Below are 20855 nucleotides of genomic sequence, written 5' to 3' on the forward strand. Positions count from 1 at the left end.
GGATTTTAAAGTCCCAAAAGCCTTTCGACCCCAATTATTTACTCGCGACCCCTTGACAGGTCAAGACAGTATCTACAGGATTTATCAGGCTTGATATTTTTTCAGAATAGCAACTTTTTCGGGGAAGATTTCGATCGCCATTTTGTCATCATAACGAGTCGCGAGCGATCGCCTCACCTCGCCCAAAAACAGCGGCTGCGACAGCCCCGGTTCAGGATGTACCACTGTACGAACGCGGATGGTCATGTAGTCTCTGCCGCGCCCAGAGCGCCCTGGAGAGTACAAATCCGCCGCCGCTTGCCGCATCGTTGCTTCTAATTCCGATTCGGTGATCGTAGGTGGCACAGTAACTACTGTTTGAGCGCCGCCAGTATCGTAAACTAAAGAATAGCGCACCGCACCCGGAATTTCTGTACGGGAAAACAGTCCCAAACCCAGACCGAATATACTCGCAGCAATTACTCCCATAAAGCTTGTCACTCCTACCAATCGGAAGCGAAAACCCCATTTGAAGATAAATGCTATAACTGTTAAAATAGCCAAAGCTACTGTCAGAATTCCCGCCCATTGGGCGTACATTAAGAGATTAGAATTTACGCTCATTTGATGATTTGTTGACTGTTGACTGTTGACTGTTGACTGTGGATATTAGTTACCGATACCCGATGCCCAATGCCCAATGATTAATTAAGCGTTTCGGGCCACAAGCAGATAAGTCATCATATCGCCTTTCCCCTTCACTGGAATGATGCCGCGCTCCTCAAAAACGTACTTACCCCGCAAGCGTTCGTAGGTAGCAACTGTCACCTGAATGCTGCCGGGGACGCCTTGAGATTCCATCCGGGAAGCTGTATTTACCGTATCTCCCCACAAATCGTAAGTAAATTTTTTAGTACCGATTACCCCAGCTTCCACCGGGCCTGTGTGGATGCCGATGCGGATGCTGAGCGGCTGACCTCCCTTGGTACGGATCTTAGTCATTGCTGCTTGAATTTCCAGCGCCATTTCCGCGATCGACTCGGCGTGGTCGTCGCTGGGCGTCGGCAAACCGCCAACTACCATATAAGCATCGCCGATCGTCTTAATTTTCTCAAGTCCGTAGCGCTCGGCCAACTCGTCAAAAGCCGAAAAAATCTCGTTGAGCAACTCCACCAATTGGGCCGGCGATAAATGAGCCGAAAGCTTAGTAAAACCGACCAAATCGGCAAACATCACTGTTACCTCAGCGAAACTGTCTGCGATCGTAATTTCCCCCTGTTTCAGGCGCTGCGCGATCGCCTTCGGTAAAATATTTAACAGCAAACGCTCGGACTTTTCCTTTTCCTGGGCCAACTCATGTAAATAGGCCTGTTCCTTATCCCGCAGTCGCTTCTTTTCGAGACAAGCGCTAATTCGAGCCTTGAGCAATACCGGATTGAACGGTTTAGAAAGATAATCCTCCGCCCCCAACTCTATACACCTGACGATACTGTCGATATCGTCCACCGCCGAAATCATAATCACCGGGATGTAGCGCAAATTCTCGTCCGCCTTCAGACTTTCGAGCACCTGATAGCCGTTCATTTGCGGCATCATAATGTCTAGGAGAACCAAATCAAAAGGATGGCTTCGCAACATTTCCAGAGCTTGGAGACCATCTTCAGCAACAGTCACCACATGGCCTTGACGCTGAAGTCGGCGGGCCAGCAAATCGCGGTTTACCTCATTGTCGTCAACAACCAGCACGCTGCCCTCGTCACCTTTCATGTCATAGCCTTTTTTAGAAGCAGTTCAATCTTACCCAAAAGTCGAGGAAACTCGACCGGTTTGGTGTCGTAGTCGTCGCAGCCGGCGGCAATACACTTTTCACGATCGCCCGCCATTGCGTGAGCCGTCAGCGCAATCACCGGAATCGTGCTAGTTTCAGAAGCCGCCTTAATTTGCTGCGTTGCTTGCCACCCGTCGAGCACTGGCAGACTCATATCCATCAGAATCAAATCCGGTACCTTCGCGAGCGCCATCGACACTCCCTCAGCACCGTCAACAGCAATAAAGACCTCGTGTCCCTTGCGGGCCAGACGCCGGGAAAGCATATCCCTGTTCATTTCGTTATCTTCGACCAACAGGATTTTAGCCATTGGTGTTCTCCTTGCCTTTCGAGTCGTACCTGCGATCGAACCTGTCATTGACTATAGAGCGAACATCGTGCAACAAAGTATCGCAACTGTAGACTCCCTTTTGTAGCACCCGCTCGACGTAGCCGTTTAGCTGCTGGCTTTCGGCCGGTGTCAAGTTTTTCCCCGTGAGCACAACAATCGGTATAGGATCTCCCGAATGGGATTTGCGAATTTCCCCGATCAACTCAAAACCATCCATTTCTGGCAACATCAAATCCAGTAATATCAGGTGCGGGCGAGCAACTTTTAGCCGATCGAGAGCAGCGCGTCCGCTGTCAGCTTCCGTTACTTCCCAGCCTTGTGTTTCTAGTACGCATCGCAGTATTTCGCGCGTGGCAACGTCGTCTTCCACAATTAGAATTTGACAGGTCAAATTGTTACTTGCAACGTCGTCTTGGTCGCGTCGGTACTTGTTCAACAAGGCAGCCAGCCGTTTGCCGTCCACTGGTTTGGTGAGGTAGTCCGAGGCACCCAATGCAAAGCCGAGGCTTTTGTTGCCCACAAAGGATAGCAGGATTACGGGAATTTCGGCAAGCTCAGGATCTGCCTTCAGCGCTGAGAGTACCGCCCAGCCGTCCATTCCGGGCATGATCACATCCAGGGTAATGGCGTCTGGCCGTAGTTGCTTAGCGAGCCGGAGAGCTTGCTCGCCGCCGCCTGCGACTTCTACGTGCAGTCCTTGGCGACTGAGGGTGCGCTGGATTAAATCCCGCGATATCGGGTCGTCATCAACTACCAGCACCGTGCCGACAGCGGGGGCGTCGGGAGGGCTAGTGCTGTCGTGGACATTGTTGGGGATTTCCGGCTGTTTGATGGCGCTGGGCAAGAGCACGGTGAAAGTGGTGCCGGAACCCGAGGTGCTGCTGACCTCAATGCTGCCGCCCATCATCTGACAGAAGCGCTGGCTGATTGCTAGTCCCAAACCGGTGCCACCGTACTCGCGGGTAGTCGAGGCATCAGCTTGGGTGAAAGGTTGGAAAACTCGCTCCAATTGCTCTTGTGTCATGCCGATGCCAGTGTCGGCGACGCGGAAACTTAAAAATTCGGAGTTGGAAATTAAAATTTCGGAAGATTCCTCTTGATTTTTCATTTTTAATTGTTCATTTTTAATTCTTTCCACTCCGATCGCAATTCTCCCGTTTTGTGTGAACTTGGCAGCGTTGCTGAGCAAGTTAAGCAGCACTTGCCGCACTTTGGTCATGTCCGCGTGCATGGTGTCGAGGTTGTCTGGACAGTACACTTCTAGGGTATTACCGTTTTTCTCAACCAGCGGCCTGGCCGTGGCAACAGCACTTTCAATTAAGGTATGGATGTCGAAGGTTTCTAAGTAGAGATCCATTCGACCTGCTTCAATTTTAGAGATATCTAGGATGTCGTCGATCATCGACAGCAGGTGTTTGCCGGCGCTGCAGATTTTTTCGAGGTCGGGGACGAAAGCTTCATCACCCAATTCTTCAGCTTCTTCTTGGAGCATTTCGCTGTAGCCGATGATGGCATTGAGCGGTGTGCGAAGTTCGTGGCTCATGTTGGCGAGAAATGTGCTTTTTGCCCGGTTGGCTGATTCGGCTGCTTCTAGGGCCGACTGCAAGGCGGATTCTGCCTGTTTGCGATCGGTGATGTCTTGGACTGTGCCTTCGTAGTACAAAACGCTGCCGTTTTCGTCGCAGATGCTGCGCGCGTTTTCGGAAATCCAGATCGTGCTGCCGTCTCGGCGGTATATTTGGGATTCAAATTTTGACACTTGGTGGCGCGCGCGCAATTGGGCCATAAACTCGGCGCGCCGATTCGGGTCTACGTAAAGTTGGCGGTTGATATCTGTGAGTTCGGCTAGCATTTGGGCACAGGATTCGTAGCCGTAAATCTCGGCTAGTGCGCGATTGCCGCTGAGGTAGCGCCCGTCTGGGGTGGTCTGGAATATGCCTTCGACTGCGTTTTCAAAGATGCTGCGGTATTTTGTTTCGGATTGTCTCAAGGCTGCTTCTGCTCGCTTGCGCTCTAGGGCATTGGCGAGCATTTCTCCTACCATTTTTAGCTGTGGGGATATTTCGGTTGCTCGACCTGCTGTTTGCTTTAAGCCCTCGAATCCGAGAAATCCTACTAGGTTTTTACTCGAAATTATGGGAATAATTATCAGTGATTGGCTATTTTTTAGCGGTTTTTGGGATTCTAAATTATTGAGGGAAGTCCCACTCGAAGGTATTGAGGCGGTTGCGGTTTGATTGACTGTTTGGGATGGGGAGTCTGTCGGGAATTGGGCTGGATTTTGACCGATAAAATAGGCAATTTCGGCGATTGCTGAGGGCGGGAGTTCGCCGATTTCTGGAATATAAAGGCATTCGGCGCGATCGAGCTTTTCTGCAATCCAAGGGATTTGTGCGATGTCTATTGGTTTGTCGGTGCTGTTTTTGACGGCCGGAATGCTTTCGCCGCACCACTCGTAGGTTTTGTCGGCGCGGGTTTTGTCGAATGATAACAGGTAGATGTAACTGCGGTCAAACCCGCTCAAGGTGGCGATCGCTTCTAGAGTGCGATCGATGCTTTTATCTATTTCTGATAAGGGCTTGCTGATAAAATCGGTTGACAAACGGGCAATCAACTGAGCGAATTCTATTCGATACTGCAAAGATTGTTCTACTTTTTTGAGTTCGGTAACGTCTCGAAAGATCCAGACTCTACCGACTGTTTTCGCTCCGACTTTTGATGGCAACGAATTTAATTCAAGAATTTTTCCGTCTTTAAATTCTAATAATTCGCTGATTTGAGTATCTGAATCTGCCGACACTTTGAGCACGTTTTGGAGAAATCCTTGCGGGTCTTTTAATTGTTCCCTGTCGAATGGGAATCCTGTTTCGATCGTGTTTTTGACTGGGCCGAAGGTCGATCGGCTCAACTTTCCTTGGCTGGCGGACAAACCCCACAGCTCTAGAAATTTCTGATTATAATTGCATACATTGCCGTTGATGTCAACGGCCAGAATTCCTGCATCGGTAGATTTTAGAACTGCTTGCAGTATCGAGAGCGATTGCTTGTGTTCTCTAATGTCAAAAATGTCAAAAAACACCAAGACTGATATTTCGCTTCCCTCAACTGCGGGATGGAAAAAATAGGAAACTGGTAAAATCTTGCCGTCGCGACACAAAAACTCGTCGTCCCAGTTGTTGCAAGGTTGACTGGAAGCGATCGCCTGTTGTAAATCTAGTGTAGGTGCGATCGGCCTATCTTCAGTCTTGCTGGGCGAATGTTTCGGAGCCGTCAAAACTGGGGATTTGTGGCCTTTGTTTTGCTTCCCGATGCGCTCTAGCAGAGAAACGCCTGCAAGTTCCGACTCTCGCCACCCCAGCAAGCGTTCGGCCTCTGGATTCACCGAGATTACACAGCCCTTCGCGTCAAGGATACACAATCCCGCCCCCAAACTGTTGACACTCGCCCGCAGTCGATCGAATTCTGAAGCTGTTGGAGAGTCTTGAGGGGACTGCGGCGAGTGGGCTAAATCCTTTAACGGCACCGTCTCCGAGTTCAAGCAATCCTGCTGCTGAAGTTCTTGCTGACTCTGAACTTTGTCATAGCTACAACTTACCTGCTCTAATAAAAGCTGCCACTGCTCAGCAGTGGGAGGGGGAGACTCGCCGACTAAACCGAGCTGTTCGAGTTGGCGCTGGAGGTGGGGGTGCATATTTTCTGGCGCTTTGTAGGCAACTTTCTACAGTATATCTTTTTAATTAATAATATATATAGGTAGGTATACGGTTAGGGGACAAGTACGCGATCGAAATCTCTAACAGGTTTTATTGAGAAGCCGAGGGATCATCTCTGCTCTCCAAAATCTTTCCAACTCGGCTAATTATATTAATTCTCATAACTTTTAAGGGTTGTGTACAAACCAATCTTCTGAATGTCGGCAGCCGGCTCAAAAATAATAATAATATCATCTGATCGAGTCAATACTCAGGAAATTTTGGGTAACGATACTATAAGCTTACGCGGGGCAAGGATCAGAAAAAAGTCGAATTAAATGCAATCCCGGTGTGGAGCCGACATTGATTTAATTATCCACAGTCGATCGAAGTCAAGCGAGAATCAGCCATTGGGCCCGATAAAAACTGTTCGGAGTATTAATCAAGTGAACTTACCCTCAAAAATTAGGTGGGACCCAAAAAACGATCGCGGACGCGGGTACTGGACAGGAAAAATTATTATTCCCATGCCAGCCGAAACGATTTCAGGACTTTTCGTATTTACTCATAAATTAATTAGGGTTATCTAACCCGCCCTAATCTTCTACCTCTATAGCAATCCTACATCATTTGTGAATTTATTACTCCCGATCGAGCGGGTTCGGGGAGGGTTGGGGTGGGGTAAAAAAAATACGACTCATTTAAGATTACTCTATATTAGAAAAACCTCGTAAAAAACTTACTTTATAATGTGATAAATTCTGGGGAAAATCTCCCTATCTGCTAGCGAAATAATCAGCCAAGTGCGGAGGCAAATAAAATTTACAGGCATAGAAAATAACTGTAAAAAAATATTATTGGTCAGACTTTTCGGTTGAGATCGAAAGGTCGGTGAAAATAGCTGGCAGCCGAATGGTAAAGGTAGAACCTTTGTCCACCTCGCTGAATGCGGTAATGTCTCCGCCCATCATTTCGCAGAATTTCTTAGTAATCGTCAGCCCCAAACCAGTGCCGCCGTACTTCTTAGTAGTTGAGGAATCGGCTTGGGTGAAAGGCTCAAAGATTTTGGCTAACTGTTCGGGACTCATGCCAATGCCGGTATCTTTGACCGTAAAAATGATCCAATCTTGAGCGGAAGATAAGAGAGACAAGCTATTTTCAGCTTTGCCACCTCCTCTATACGCTCCAAGTTTTTTGCCTTTCTTTGCAGAGTCGGCGGGGGTTTCGACGGATCGGGTAACGGCGAAGGTAATCGCGCCGGAGCAAGTAAATTTCGCGGCATTGCTGAGGATGTTGAGCAGAGACTGCCGGAGTTTAGTCAAGTCGGTCTGCATCGAGCCAATATCATCGGGGCATTGTATTTCTACAATATTGCTATTTTTGTCGGCCATCGGCGCGATCGTGGCAACTACTTCCTCAACCAGAGTTGAAATGGTGAAGGTTTCGAGGTGGAAGTCTATGCGGCCTGCTTCAATTTTGGTCAAGTCGAGAATATCTTTAATCAGGTCTAGTAGGTGCTTGCCGGCCGTGTTAATTCTCTGGAGGTCGTCTATGAACTCTTCGGCACCAAGGTCTCGGGCGTCTTCTTGCAGGATCTCGCTGTAGCCGATGATGGCGTTGAGGGGGGTTCTGAGTTCGTGACTCATATTGGCGAGAAAAATGCTTTTGGATCTATTTGCAGCTTCGGCGGCTAATGCAGCCCGGCGGAATTCTTCGGAACGCAGGCGTTCGGTGATGTCGGTAGTCATGATTAAAACGCACTGAGTGCTGCCGAGGTCGATGAGTTCCACTGACAGCAGCCAGTCGCGCACTTCGCCGGCTTTGGTGCGAATTTTGATTTCTTGGTTGCTGATCGAATTTTGTGATTGCAAAATCTGGGTGAGTCGCCCCCCGTCTTCTGAATTGACAAACATTCCTAAGTCGCTGGGAGTGCGGCCCATAAATTCGTGGCGCAGCCAGCCTAATGAGCGCAAAAAGCTTTCGTTGGCATCGAGGAAGCATCCGTCTGTGAGGGTGCAGATGCTGATCCCGACTGGGGAGGCGTGAAAGGCCTTGGAAAATCTTTCTTCTGAAGAACGCAGGGCGGCTTCGGCTTGCTTTCTGTCTGTGATGTCTTGGACGGTGCTGGTGATGTAGAGGGAGGTGACGGCGGCTTGTTCGTAGACTGTGCGGTTGCTACCGTCGGGGAGTATGAGCCTGTAGTCGATGCTGTAAGGCTGTTGCTGAAATAAAGCGGCTTCGATCGAGCTTTTGACTAATTCTCTGTCTTCAGGGTGCACGTATTCCAAGAAGGCTTCCAGGCTGGGTTCAAAAGTTCCCGGTTCCTGTCCCAAGATGCGGTAAATTTCCTCTGACCACCGCAATTGCTGGGCGTTGCGGTCTAAGTCCCAGTTGCCTAGCTGGGCGATGCGTTGGGCGTTAGCGAGGCTGGCTTCGCTGGCGCGCAGGGAGACTTCTGCTTGGTGACGTTCGGCGACGGTGGCAGCTAAGACTAAGCCGGTGACGGCGATGACGGCGATGAAGGCTTGCAGGGATAACAGTGCTTGGGGGATACTGCTGGCGTGTTTGAGGAAGGGGCCGCTGCCTCGGGCAATACCCCAGATGGCGAAGCCGCAGAGGATGAAGTTGGAGAGGGCGGTGTAGCGCTGACCGAATCGAAAGGCAGCCCAAACTACTAGGGGAAATGGTAAGTATTCGAGGGGATAGCGGGCGTAGGCGGCGCGGGTGCGGGAGCAAAAGACGAGCCAGCCGACTGCTAGTAGCAGCAGCAGCCAAATCGCTCGTTCAGCTATCTGTTGGCGATGGGTGGGGACTTTGGGCAATTGTTGCCACGTCAGCAGCAGCGGGGCGACGAGCAAAATTCCCATTGCGTCTCCTACCCACCAAGTCCCCCAAATCGTGCCAAAATCGCTCCAGCTAGATAAACCGGTCAGGCAGACGACGATGCTGCCGATGGTGGAGTTGATTAGGGTAGAGCTCAAGGCTGCTAGTCCGACTATTCCTAAAACGTCTTTGAGCCGATCGAGCCTAGCGCTAAAGTTAATGCCCTGGAGTAGATAAGTTCCCGTCCACGCTTGCAGGGTTCTGGCGCCTGCCGAGATCAATGCCGTGGCGATGTTGGCCGACGGTACGCTCATGCTAAACAGGAAGCCTCCGATCGCGATTCCCGGCCACAGTTGCCGCCCAAACAGCAGCAGGGCGACTTGGGCAATTCCTGCTGCCGGCCACATCGGGTAAATTTCTGAACTGAGGGTGAGGGTGGAAATGGCGAATTGCGACGCCCCATAGTATACCAGGGCGATCGCGCCTACTGCGAGGAAGTACCGCCAGGAATGTCCTTTGATTGCGTTAAGGAACTTTGTCTGCATTGTCGTTTAGGGAAAAGGTGGACGGTTGTTGGGATCTCAGGATGTGGCACGGGACAGGCACAGGGTAGAGAAAATGTTTCTATTAGGTGATGGTAGGTCATGAGTGGTAGGTACTGGGAGAAGCTTGTGAGCTAAATTTTTGTGGTGCCGTTGAGGGAGCGGTTTTTTTGTTCGATCAAATCTGCCCATGAATTTCGGGAGTATCGCTTTTTTGTAAATATATCTCTAATGGCTAAGCAATTGGTTTGTAAATTTTTGGTTTTTGTTAAAAATTTATTACCGAGCGACAGCGGGTGTCTTTTTGTGTCGGGCGATCGTAACTCAATTCACCCTAACATCTTGCACCCTGCTCAATAATACCTAAAATACCTAAAATACCTAAAATACCCATAACAGCGACCTAAAATCTCTGAGTTTAGGTAAGTTTGGGGCAAACAACACGGTTTCTGATTAGAAGTGCAGGCGGTAGTGATTTTCACTAGATTTTTAACCCATCAATTGAGGCTTCAAGTCTGGCGATCGAATACAGTGAAACCGGATAATTTACAGCTAACAAAAATATTTTTTCTTGTCTATTTCTCTTTGGCTGTTGCAATATCTAAGGTTAGTGTCAAACGCTCTTGAGATTCTTTAAGGGCGTCTTGGGGGTTGCGGCCGAGAAGGGTTGCCTCTATGGCGCGACCGAGGTTTTCGGATAGGCGGGAGTAACCTGATATAATGGGTCGCGCTCTGGCTGAGTTCATTTGTTCTAAAAATACTTGCAAAACAGGGTTTTTTTCCACAAAGCTTTGATAAGCTTGGCTCTGTCTCGATTTTAAGTTAATGGGTAAATAACCTGTTCCCAATGCCCATGCTGTTTGGAATTCTTCACCTATAACGTATTCTAAGAATACTAGGGCTGCTCGCTCTCGTTCTGGCGAGGTTTTCATTAAAAATAGGTTTTCACCCCCCACGACGGCTGCGGGGCGTTTGAGGAGCGGTAAAGGCATTGCTGCGTAGTCGATCGCGCTTTGCTGCAACTGTGCTAGCGTCCACGGCCCGGTGATTTGCATGGCGACTTTCCCGGCAATGAAATTGTCGAGTTCGTAACCGCGTTCGGGTGCTGACAATATTGCTGAACCTTCTTTTAACAAGTCGCTCCACAATTCTAAGGCGGCGTGAGAACCGGGATTATCTATTTGCGGTACAGGACTTTGAGGTATTTCGCCTTTGAGTTCGCCGCCTGCGCTGAACATGAATGGCAGCCAGGTAAATACTGTCCATTCTCCTTTGCCTAGGGGGAGCACTATGCCGTGTTGGTCTGTGCGGCCGTCTCCGTTGGTATCTCGCGTGAGCGATCGGGCTACTTGCTTTAATTCCGCCCAATTCTGCGGCACTTTTTTGATTCCTGCTGCTGCAAATAAGCTGGGACGGTAAAATATGGCGACGTTATTTGTGCCTAGGGGAACTGACCAAGTGTGTCCGCCGAGTTCCATTGACTCGAAGAGGGCCGGGTAGATTTCTGCTTTCCGGGGCGATTTGTCGAGCCAGTTTTCTAAGGGTACAATTGCGTTGAGTTCGGCTAGTTTTCCGGCACTTGTGGGGCTATTCCACAGCAAATCCGGCGGTGCATTTCCAACTATTGCTGTTAGTATTTTTGGTAGTTGTTGGTCGGGCTGGCCGATGTAAATTGGTTTAATCTGGATGTTGGGATGCGTTTGGTTGAATTTGTCTGTGAGGGTTTGAAATACGTCGCGATTTGGCGGTGGATTGATGCCGTGCCAAAGTGTGAGTTCGATCGGTTCGCCGTTTTTGGATGCGGGTGTTGTGCTGTTTTGACAGCCGCTTAATATTAGCAGATTTAAGGTAAGTAAAATGCCGACAGCGAGTTTTAGTGGTTTTTTAATTGCTTTGGATAATTGGGATAATATCATTTTTTAGTTAGATTCAGGGAAGAAGATTTTTTTAACTGCAGATGAACGGGGATGGACGCGGATAGTTAGATGTTGGTAAAACGAGCTAAATCTCGAAAATCGGCTGGTAGCTGATTTCTCTCTCCATCCGAGGTGTTTTGAAACAAAACGGTGAAAGCTCCTGCTCCTAGTCTATCTTGCGGCCACATCCGATAGCAAGGAATTTCTGTCAGGTGCGATCGATATTTTTCTAAATGAGGAACAGTGACTGGGAGCATCTCAGTTTTGCATTTACAGTGCGAGCGTCCCCGCTCGCGTATTGTACAATACGCGAGCGGGGACGCTCGCACTACAATAAAAAAAATGCTTTTTACAAAACTGAGATGCTCCCCAGTGACTGGCCCAAATTCGGGGAATTTGCTTAACAGCCATTCGCTGACTTGTTCGTTTTCTGCGGTTGAATAAGTGCAGGTCATGTATGCAAGATAACCTTGGGGCGCTACAATTTTAGCAGAATTGGCTAAAATTCTTTTTTGGCGGTTGGCATTGCTGTTGATGGTGACATGATGAAAGCAGCCGGGTGCTTTGTCTCCTTTTGCTAAGAGTGATTGACCAGTACAAAGAGCATCCACTATTACTAAATTAGCCGTTTGTGGCATCTTTTCGGCAAGTATTTTTGAATCGACGTTAGCGGCGGCGGATGGTTGAATTTGGCAGCGTTTTAAATTAGAGATCGGCATTCCCATGCGTTTGCCTATGGCTTCGTTGCACAACAGCAATTCTGGGTTTAATATTTTCCAGGCAAATATACTTTTTCCTCCGGGGGCGGCGCACATATCTACGATTAGTTTGATTGGCTGCGGTGTTGTTAACAATGTGGAGGCGGCGAAGATTGAGGAAAAGTCGAGACAGTAGTAATGTCCTGCTTGATGTAAGGAATGTTTTCCCGGCTGGGATTCTCAGGCTAGTCTATCTACAAATTGCGGTTGCCAAGAAACTGGAATTTCGACAGTAAATGGGTTTTCTGTTGGTTTTGGTGGCAGCCACAAGATAGCAGGATTAAAAGCTTGGGGATTGGTGACGGCATGAATAAACTTTTCTTGTTCGGCGGTGTCTGCAAATAAGCTGCGGCTGAGATTCAGCAGGAGATTCGACGGTTTTTCCCTGTTCGAGGAGATATGATAAGATTGAGATTCCCAGTAACAAAGGTAGATTAGATGATAATTATTAGTGTAGAACAGTTATAGTTAAGTTGGGAAGAATGGATGCAAATGTTGTTGCCTCTATCAAACCCATTGCTTTTGAGCGTTCGAGTCTGGCTGCACCTGAGTATCAATCGAGATACTTTTTGCCGATCGCACAACTCGGAACTCTTCTCGAAGTGTATAATCTAGGAGCCAACTACTATTATTTGAGCTGACAAATAAACATTACATGAGCTCGGTGGGTAAAAACACTCATAAACTAGCTTGTATCATAGCTGCGACGCGCTGAATAGTCTGTATAATATACTATGGTTTTTTGCCATTACCTACTTGATGACTAATGAGTAATGACTGAGGACTACTTACTAATAACGAAGAATCTATGAAAATTGTTTTTTTTGGCACTCCCGATTTTGCTGTTCCTACTTTATCCAGTTTGCTAAGTCACCCAGAATTTGAGGTTGTGGGTGTAGTGACTCAGCCGGACAAACGTCGGGGAAGAGGCAATCAATTGATGCCTTCACCTGTAAAAGATGTGGCTTTAAATCACAGTCTCCCGGTTTGGCAGCCTCGCCGAATTAAGAAGGATGCGGAAACGCTTGCTAAGTTGCGGGAAGCAGAGGCGGATGTGTTTGTGGTGGTGGCTTACGGTCAAATTCTTTCTCAAGAAATTCTGGATATTCCTAGTTTGGCTTGCGTTAACGTTCACGGTTCAATTTTGCCGAAATATCGCGGTGCTGCGCCGATTCAGCGCTGTCTTTTTGACGGGGAAAAGACAACAGGAATTACTACTATGCTGATGGATGCGGGCATGGATACTGGGGCGATGCTATTGAAGGCTTTTGCTGGTATTTCACTGTTGGATAATGCTGATTCTTTGGCGGATAGGTTGGCGGAAATTGGGGCGGATTTGTTGATAGAAACTTTGGTGAAATTGAGAGACGATAAGGTTAAAGCTGTTGTTCAAGATGATGCTGAGGCGACTTACGCGCCGATGATTAAGAGTGCGGATTATGTGCTGGATTGGTCGAAAAGTGCGATCGACCTTCACAATCAAGTTAGGGGCTTTTTCCCGGATTGCACGACGACTTTTCGTGGCAATTCTCTGAAGGTGATAGCTACTGTGCCCGTCGGGCCGGAATATTGGCTGCAAATGCCAGCGGATTTGAGAGTTTTGGAACGCGAATGGCCTGTTTTAGCCCAGTTGTCGGGCGCAAATGGGGAAGTTGTTAAGGTTGTGAAGGGGTTGGGGGCGATCGTCCAAACCGGTGATGGTTTATTATTGTTGCGGGAGGTGCAGTTGGCGGGGAAAAAGGTGCAGTCTGGGGTGGATTTTGCGAACGGAACTCGGTTGGCGGTGGGTGAGATTTTTGGGAGTTAAATAGTATATTTAGGGCGGGCAAGATGCCCACCCCACAATATTTGGCAGCAAAATCATTTTGTAATTAGATGCGCGATTCTTGACTAAAATTCAACCAAAACTTCCTCCGCGCCGCCCAACAAACCCTGCGCCGCTTCCAACATACTCTCAGCAACATCTTTCAAATCTTCGCGACTTGCTAAATAAGTTTTCAAAGCTTCTAAGGGTTCTATACTATTATTAGCATTCAATTCGGGCAACCGCGGCCTCGCTAGCTGACTGACTAATTCCGGCTGGATTGTGTAGCTGTGCGCTTCGCCCAGAAGTGTGTGCAATTCAGCGTTGTCGATTAAATCTAACTGTTCCGATCGCAATTGGTAGATCAATCTCACAACCGCGTCTGCGATCTCCTTCTTCCCAATAGCTTTCACCAGCTCAGCTTGCGGATTTTCCGATTCCGAAACATTCACTTTAATAGTCTGAAACACTCGCACGGGCAAAGTGCAAAATTCCCACTCTGCTTTCCCCCGTTCCAAATTAACTAACACAAAACCTTTATCTTCTTTCTCTTCGCTAAAATCAACTCGTTCGATACTTCCGGGATAAATTACGGGCGGATTGTTGGAAGCATTGAGATTTTGGTGTTTGTGAACGTGGCCGAGTGCAACGTAATCAAAACAAGGGCGAGTTAGCATGGAAACGGGTATGTTAAAACCTTTACCAACTGCTAAAAAACGCTCTGCGCCCAGACTTGCTTTATCTGCCATTAAGTGCGCTAAAAGTACGGTTGGTATGTCGGGGTTGAGGCGGCGAATTTCGCCTTCCATTGCGATCGTCAGTTTTTCGGTTAATAATTGGTTAACATCGCCCATAGACAGGCTTTCAGTCTCGGAACGTGTCATTAAGGTCGATCGAGTCAACCAAGGCAATGTTACCACCTGTACCGGCCCGCTGCGGGTTTGAATGAGGTGAGTGTCCAGGCGATCGCCTACAATAAACTTAGGTATTCCCAAAGTCCGATAAATCCCCAAACTCGCGCCGCCTTGTCCCTGAGAATGTTGGTCGTGATTTCCTACTAGCAAAACCGTCGGAATTTGCGCCTCCACCAAGCGGCTGAATTGTCGGGCAAAAGCCTCTTTTACAAACGGTGGAGGCGTGGAATCCGGGAAAGCATCGCCGCCGAATATGACTAAATCTACGGGTTCAGAAATTGCTCTATCCATACATTTACTCAGCGTCGCCGCGAAGTCTTCCAGCCGCGTATTTAAACCGGTTTCTGGATTAATCCGGCCGTGGGAAAAGCCGCTGCCCATGTGAATGTCTGAAAGGTGTAAGATTTTAATCATTGTTTTTTCTATTTTTAGCTATCGTTTTGGTTCGGAGTGAGGACGGAAGTCCTCAGAAGCATGACTTGCATTCCTCACTACCAACCAAAGAAAGTTTTTTTTCATACATCACAATATGATGCCGGGGACTTTTTGATAAATTTCGCTAATGGCACAACTAAAATTCGCACTAACAAATTCTACTCTATCTCCTTGTCGGTAAGTCTGAGAAACCCAATTTCCCTCAGCATTGAGTCGAAAACACTCAATTTTGCTCTCAGATTGAGTGATGAGTACGTATTCTTGCAAACTCGGAGAAGTTTGGTAATCGGCTAATTTATCGCCTCTGTCGAAAGCTGCTGTTGAGGGCGACAATACCTCAACTACTAAAGATGGATATAAAATGAAATCTTCAGTAGTTGAGGTATCCCTTTCGTCGCAAGTCACCGCTACATCAGGATAGTAATAGCAATTTGCCTCTTCCAGTCGGACTTTTATGTCTGATGAAAGAACTAAGCAGGAACTCTCGCGGAGATGATTGTTAAGCAAACTTGCTAAATTTACTGAAATAACAATATGAGGTTTTTTTGCCCCTGTCATTGCATAAACCTGTCCGCGTCTGTATTCGTGTTTGATCGGGCTTACTCGCTCGCCTTCTAGGTACTCTTCTGGAGAAATGTAGAAATTGTTTTGGCTGATAACCATTAATTTTTACTCCGCTGATTTTCTCGGATACTATGTGTTGGAGCTCACATATTCTGGGAAGGAAACGGGACTGCCGTTTCCCTACAAATTTAACAAAACTCCAGAAATCGTGCGTGCCATAATTTGCCACTTTCCGTCAAACCCTGCGATCGCACTTTAATTTTGACACTTTTGGGGTTAGCCTCGTAGAGTCGGGCAATTTCCTGCATTTCCTCGGCGCTAAACCCGGTTCCCACGGTTCCTACTGGGACTAATTTGCCATCAATTTCTTGCGCTACTTTGACGGCACTAAACGGCCGCCCCGCAACTTTTGTCGCCGTCAAACCCACAATAAACAAATCGTGTTCTTGACAGTATTTAGTCCTCACCATCGGATATTTCTTAACATCTTTTCCGCCGACATAGCGACAGTTGTGCAACACCCAAACTTCACCTTCTCTATTTTCAGATTCCTGCTGATTTGCCAGGACGAGTTTTTCGGCGGTGGTGCGAAATGTCGGTACAACTTCAAATGCTGGGGATAAATTCGCCAGCATTTCGCCAACTTCAACTCCCGCTGCAATTCGTTCGGATTCTGCCACGGGAGTTAAATCATTGCCTTTGAAAAACAAACTTTTAAAAATGGCATAAATTGCGTTAGGCTGAGTAGTCGGAAAACCGCTTTCAATATTAACTGTAGCAGCTTGCGCGCCGGTGCGGTGTTCGCTGCCCGTACAGCTTTTGTAATACAGTTCGCCGTCTAAAACAAAGGTGCCAATTTTAGCGGCTGTGTCGATTAATGTGCGATCGATCTCAATCGATGCCTGTTGCCGCAGGTTAGTAGATCGCGATTGGTAGTATACTTTATCTGGCGTCGCGATGACCACTACTCGATTGCCGTCGCGTTTTGGCTGTCCCCAATAATCGGGATTTTCGATGTAATAAGAACGTTCACTCGGCGCGTCCACCGGCTGCATGGTGACAATCCTTCCCGGCTGCAAATGCGGTGGTAATTCGCGAACTACGGGGTTATTAACAGTCTCTATTGTGGCAGCGGTAGTTGATTTTGCAGCAGGAGCAAGATTGGTGCTAGATTTGTTTGGAGGATTCAGGGCGATCGGCTTTTCTCCGGTTTCCAATTCAAACGCTCTTTTCCAAAAGCCGATCGCCATTTCCGGGTATCCTTCCGACTCGGCGCACAGTGCAAAACCGATAACTTTTGCCGTACCGATGCCGCGCCCGTAATCAGATAAATACTGCACGGCCCCCGCTTCACCCATCAAGTGCAATTCTCGCTGAACAATGCGATTGTTCCAGCGTTCTCGAATGTCGGCGCTAATTTTTTTAGCTGCTTTTCGTTTGGCTTCTGCGTATTCGGTGCAGTCCATACTGCCTCCTTTATGTAGGGCTATTTCTATACTATACTAAAGCTTGATTTATTAGTCAATCGTAATTTGATAATTAGGTGGTGTGAATAAATTTAACTTTTTCATTGGTGAACTAGATTTATTTTTTTACCGCAGAGGCGCAGAGGGCACAGAGGAAGAGCAGAAAGAGAGTAATCTAAACTCTCTAATCCTCCATCTAAAATTGATACCAGTTCGCAAAAAAAATGCTACTGTAGGCAAGATCCAAACCATGAGAGTCATCCCTCCCACATCTAAAATCTAAAATCTAAAATCTAAAATGGTATGATTATCCCCTGGCACCTGTTATCAATTGGAAAAATTTAGGCGTGTACCTTTGTAAAAGACTACCCGCAGCCAGCGTTACTAAAGTGGCAATTGTCACTATCAACAAATATTGTACCATGACCGTTATCGAATTTGGATTTTTTGACAATCTCTCAAAAACTTCCTTCAAAACTGTTACCGTCGGTTCGTGAGAAGCATAAACAAAAAATGCCAAACCCGAAAGATTTAAACACACCTTTTGCAGCTTTCCAGCTACCAAATCGGCAGCGCACCAAATCGCCATCGTACCTACTACTCTCGTGCAGCATTCAAACAGGTGTTTAAAATTTTCTATTTCTGATGTTTGCATTATTGCCAGCACAACAGCCATCGCTAAGTATATGCCTATTATCAAACTTTTTCGTCGATTGAGCCAAGTTAAATCCAATTTTTGAACAGCAATCAGACATCCCAAATAAAAGAACAGTGGCCCCAACCACTGGATTTTAATAAAACCAAGTTGTAATTTCAGCAACCAAGGCGCGGCAAACAAAGCCAAACCTAGATAGGGAATCTTTCTAGCTACCAGTAAAAATACCGGAGATAGAATCACCATCGCGATTAAGTCCCGGACATACCAGAAATGAAATGCGATCGGATAACCGTTTCTGTACCCCGTCAAACAATCTATAAAATTGGCGAAGCTGTAGTCTTCAATGTATTTTTTGTAATGACCTTGAATAATAGAACTTGTTGCCGGTATGTTCAAGACAATTAAGACCATTGCCAATAAAGCTAAGTTCCAAAATAAATAGGGAACCAGGAGAGTCCAAAACCGAGACTTGAGCTTTTCTAGGTAAGAATTTAGCGATAAGTTAAAAGTTTTGAAAAAAAGCACTCCTGAAATAACAAACAAAAAAGACACGCAGGAACCGCCCCAAGTGCTCGCAATAAAAGTCTGGAAAAATTTGTCAGCATATCCCACAGAATTTATAGACGAGTGAATAGTAACAATCCCAATAATTAGGGGGAGACGTAATAATTGAATTTTCCCAGAAATTTCAGGCGTAATTTGCATTTTTTACGGACCTAGTGTATGGATAGATCGACCTGTATTTACATTGAGATGGCAAATTACCGTAATCGGTTCGCCGTCAATGCTAAGATAACATCGATCGCGCGTTGAGGTCAATTATGCCACGGCTTGCTTCTTGCCAAGTCTGGTTCGCCAACTGGCGATCGCAGGTTTGAGAATTTAAGATCGAGTTTAATCTTACTGTTATGATGCGATTGATTTTGTACAGCAAACCCGGATGTCACTTGTGCGAAGGGTTGCAAGAAAAACTGGAACAGATTGAAAGCCTGAAGTTTCAACTCGAAGTCCGAGATATTACCGAACGCGATGACTGGTTTCAAGCTTATCAGTACGAAGTTCCTGTTTTGTTTAAAGTGCAGCCCCCGCCAACAAATTCTGCTGGCGAGGCTGGATTCTCCCCTGAACAACTGTTACCCCGCCCTTCTCCCCGCTGTAGTGTCGCCCAATTGGAGCAAATGTTACAGAAATATTTGCAAATAGATCCGTCACAATAATACGATTTACTCAGATGTTGCACCCTTGTCAAGAACGGGCTCTCCGGCCCGTTCCACAAACAATGAGTTTTCTCGCTTCACAGGCCGGAAAGCCTGTTCCTAAACAAGTAATTGAATGGTGCAAAATGTGAGATTTACCCAAAAACTCAGGTTTTAATCCTGACATCGGGGTACTTGGTGTGCAGCTTACTCTAGGCAGATAGATTTTACATCGCGCACCAAAAAAAATTAGGCTTTGCACCGCCCACAGCAAAAACCTGTAGAGAGTGGCTCAAACAATCGGTTCCGCCAGTCATATTCAAGACATTCAAGCGAGGAGTTTTTCAGATGAAATTGAGAGAATTATTAGCAGCAGTTCCCAGCATTTCCTTTGACGCCAAACATCCCGCCCTCGATGCCGAAGTCAAGGGTTTATCCACTAATTCCCACGCTTGTCAGGCGGGCGATTTGTTTTTGGGAATGCCGGGAACTAGGGTTGATGGGGGAGATTTTTGGCAAAGTGCGATCGAATCTGGTGCAATTGCCGCCATAATTTCCACCCAAGCAGCCGAGAAAACACCCCCCCAACCCCCCCTTGCTAAGGGGGGGCTAGAAGAGGTTCCCTGCGTCATCGCAGCAGCGGATATGGCTCAAGTTTGCGGTCAAATAGCAACCGCATTTTACGGCAATCCAGCTAGCAAATTAAAACTTGTCGGCGTTACCGGGACTAACGGCAAAACTACAACAACTCATTTAATCGAATTTCTGCTGAATGAAATGCAGTTGCCGACGGCGATTTTCGGTACGCTTTATACTCGCTGGCCGGGATTCCAAAAAACTGCACTTTACACCACACCTTTTGCAGTTGACCTCCAAAAACAACTAGCAGAAGCTGTAGCAGCCGGATGCAAACACGGCGTGATGGAAGTCAGTTCCCACGCTTTAGCGCAACAGCGAGTTTTAGGGTGTAGTTTTGAAGTGGCTGTCTTTACCAATTTGACTCAAGACCATCTGGATTATCACCGCGATATGGAGGATTATTTTGAGGCAAAATCGCTTTTATTTGGTTCGGATTACCTCAAAAATCGCGCTGTAATTAATATTGACGATCCCTACGGGCAGCGGATATTTGAAACCATCAAATCCGACCGAGTTTGGAGTTACAGCACTGTTCTGAAAACCGCAGATTTGTATGCTTTTGATTTGCAGTATCAGCCCAATGGAGTTAAAGGAATGCTGCACACACCGAAGGGAGAAACGGCTTTTTCTTTGCCTTTAGTCGGTCAGTTCAATTTATCAAATATGTTGGCGGCTGTCGGTGCTGTTTTAGAATTGGGTTTAGATTTGTCCGCAATTGTGGAGAAATTATCTCAGTTTTCGGGAGTACCGGGACGGATGGAACGGGTGCAAATTAGCCCGGAACAAGATATTAGCGTTATTGTGGATTACGCGCACACTCCAGACAGTTTGGAGAACTTGTTGAAGGCGTCGCGGCCGTTTATTCCGGGTCAGATGATTTGCGTGTTTGGCTGCGGCGGCGATCGCGATCGCACTAAGCGGCCGATCATGGGTAAAATCGTTGCAGAATTAGCCGATTTAGCGGTTGTTACTTCCGACAATCCGCGCACTGAAAATCCCGATCGCATTTTGGAGGATATTTTAGCAGGAATTCCCGCCGCAGTAAAGCCGATCGTTTTGTGCGATCGCGCCGCTGCAATTCGCACTGCTATTATGGACGCTAAACCGGGAGATGGCGTGCTGATTGCAGGGAAAGGACACGAAGATTATCAAATTTTGGGCACCGAAAAAGTCCATTTTGACGATCGAGAACAAGCGCGAGATGCCTTGAAAGCCAGAATGAATTCGGTTAACTGACTTCGGTTAACTGTTAACGGTTAACCGAATCCGGTTAACCTTTAACGGTTAGCTGTTCGCGCGCTGCGAAATTT

General features: G+C 47.3%; 15 protein-coding genes. 4 read left to right on the forward strand and 11 right to left on the reverse strand.

What is annotated here, in order from left to right; translation table 11 throughout:
• Positions 1–84: 84 nt before the first annotated feature.
• The 7 genes from QT992_RS04680 to QT992_RS04710 form a co-directional block, all read right to left on the reverse strand.
• Positions 85–603, reverse strand: a complete 519-nt coding sequence (locus tag QT992_RS04680; RefSeq protein WP_333151007.1) for a Ycf51 family protein — start codon at positions 601–603, stop codon at positions 85–87.
• 84 nt (positions 604–687) lie between these two features.
• A complete protein-coding gene (locus QT992_RS04685) occupies positions 688–1746 on the reverse strand; it encodes an adenylate/guanylate cyclase domain-containing protein (RefSeq protein WP_333321341.1) in 1059 nt (352 codons plus the stop codon).
• Entirely contained in the window at positions 1743–2117 is a 375-nt protein-coding gene (locus tag QT992_RS04690; protein WP_333143834.1) for a response regulator, read from the reverse strand. The genes QT992_RS04685 and QT992_RS04690 overlap by 4 nt, the downstream gene beginning before the upstream one ends.
• Positions 2110–5829, reverse strand: coding sequence for a response regulator (locus tag QT992_RS04695; protein WP_333342756.1), 3720 nt, complete (start codon positions 5827–5829; stop codon positions 2110–2112). The genes QT992_RS04690 and QT992_RS04695 overlap by 8 nt, the downstream gene beginning before the upstream one ends.
• An 855-nt stretch (positions 5830–6684) precedes the next feature.
• Positions 6685–9198, reverse strand: a complete 2514-nt coding sequence (locus QT992_RS04700; protein ID WP_333321338.1) for an MASE1 domain-containing protein — start codon at positions 9196–9198, stop codon at positions 6685–6687.
• 572 nt (positions 9199–9770) lie between these two features.
• Complete coding sequence (locus QT992_RS04705; protein ID WP_333342758.1) at positions 9771–11111, reverse strand: ABC transporter substrate-binding protein; 1341 nt, start codon at positions 11109–11111, stop codon at positions 9771–9773.
• 65 nt (positions 11112–11176) lie between these two features.
• On the reverse strand, positions 11177–11965 hold the full coding sequence (locus QT992_RS04710; RefSeq protein WP_333376632.1) for a hypothetical protein: 789 nt from the start codon (positions 11963–11965) through the stop codon (positions 11177–11179).
• 386 nt (positions 11966–12351) lie between these two features.
• On the opposite strand from QT992_RS04710, the gene QT992_RS04715 reads away from it, so the two are divergent.
• Together QT992_RS04715 and fmt are read left to right on the forward strand one after the other, a co-directional pair.
• Complete coding sequence (locus QT992_RS04715; protein WP_333338329.1) at positions 12352–12510, forward strand: hypothetical protein; 159 nt, start codon at positions 12352–12354, stop codon at positions 12508–12510.
• 167 nt (positions 12511–12677) lie between these two features.
• Positions 12678–13676: a methionyl-tRNA formyltransferase gene (gene fmt, locus QT992_RS04720; protein ID WP_333338326.1), complete on the forward strand. Its 999-nt coding sequence runs from the start codon at positions 12678–12680 to the stop codon at positions 13674–13676.
• A gap of 83 nt (positions 13677–13759) precedes the next feature.
• On the opposite strand, the gene QT992_RS04725 is transcribed toward fmt, so the two are convergent.
• The 4 genes from QT992_RS04725 to QT992_RS04740 all read right to left on the reverse strand — a co-directional run bounded on the left by QT992_RS04725 (position 13760) and on the right by QT992_RS04740 (position 18415).
• Complete coding sequence (locus QT992_RS04725; RefSeq protein ID WP_333338323.1) at positions 13760–15001, reverse strand: exonuclease SbcCD subunit D; 1242 nt, start codon at positions 14999–15001, stop codon at positions 13760–13762.
• Positions 15002–15109: 108 nt separating this feature from the next.
• The gene (locus QT992_RS04730) at positions 15110–15685 is read right to left on the reverse strand and encodes a Uma2 family endonuclease (protein ID WP_333338320.1); all 576 of its coding nucleotides are present in this window, start codon (positions 15683–15685) and stop codon (positions 15110–15112) included.
• Between the two features lie 89 nt (positions 15686–15774).
• Entirely contained in the window at positions 15775–17052 is a 1278-nt protein-coding gene (locus QT992_RS04735; RefSeq protein ID WP_333338316.1) for an ATP-dependent DNA ligase, read from the reverse strand.
• Between the two features lie 307 nt (positions 17053–17359).
• The gene (locus QT992_RS04740; protein WP_333315748.1) at positions 17360–18415 is read right to left on the reverse strand and encodes an acyltransferase; all 1056 of its coding nucleotides are present in this window, start codon (positions 18413–18415) and stop codon (positions 17360–17362) included.
• 206 nt (positions 18416–18621) lie between these two features.
• Between QT992_RS04740 and QT992_RS04745 the strand changes: the two genes are divergently transcribed.
• Together QT992_RS04745 and QT992_RS04750 are read left to right on the forward strand one after the other, a co-directional pair.
• Entirely contained in the window at positions 18622–18927 is a 306-nt protein-coding gene (locus QT992_RS04745; protein WP_333315806.1) for a glutaredoxin family protein, read from the forward strand.
• 327 nt (positions 18928–19254) lie between these two features.
• The gene (locus tag QT992_RS04750) at positions 19255–20781 is read left to right on the forward strand and encodes a UDP-N-acetylmuramoyl-L-alanyl-D-glutamate--2,6-diaminopimelate ligase (RefSeq protein WP_333315749.1); all 1527 of its coding nucleotides are present in this window, start codon (positions 19255–19257) and stop codon (positions 20779–20781) included.
• Positions 20782–20855: the final 74 nt, after the last annotated feature.

Origin of the sequence: Microcoleus sp. T3_D1 (genome assembly GCF_036700405.1) — a bacterium.
Taxonomy (GTDB): Bacteria; Cyanobacteriota; Cyanobacteriia; order Cyanobacteriales; family Microcoleaceae; genus Microcoleus.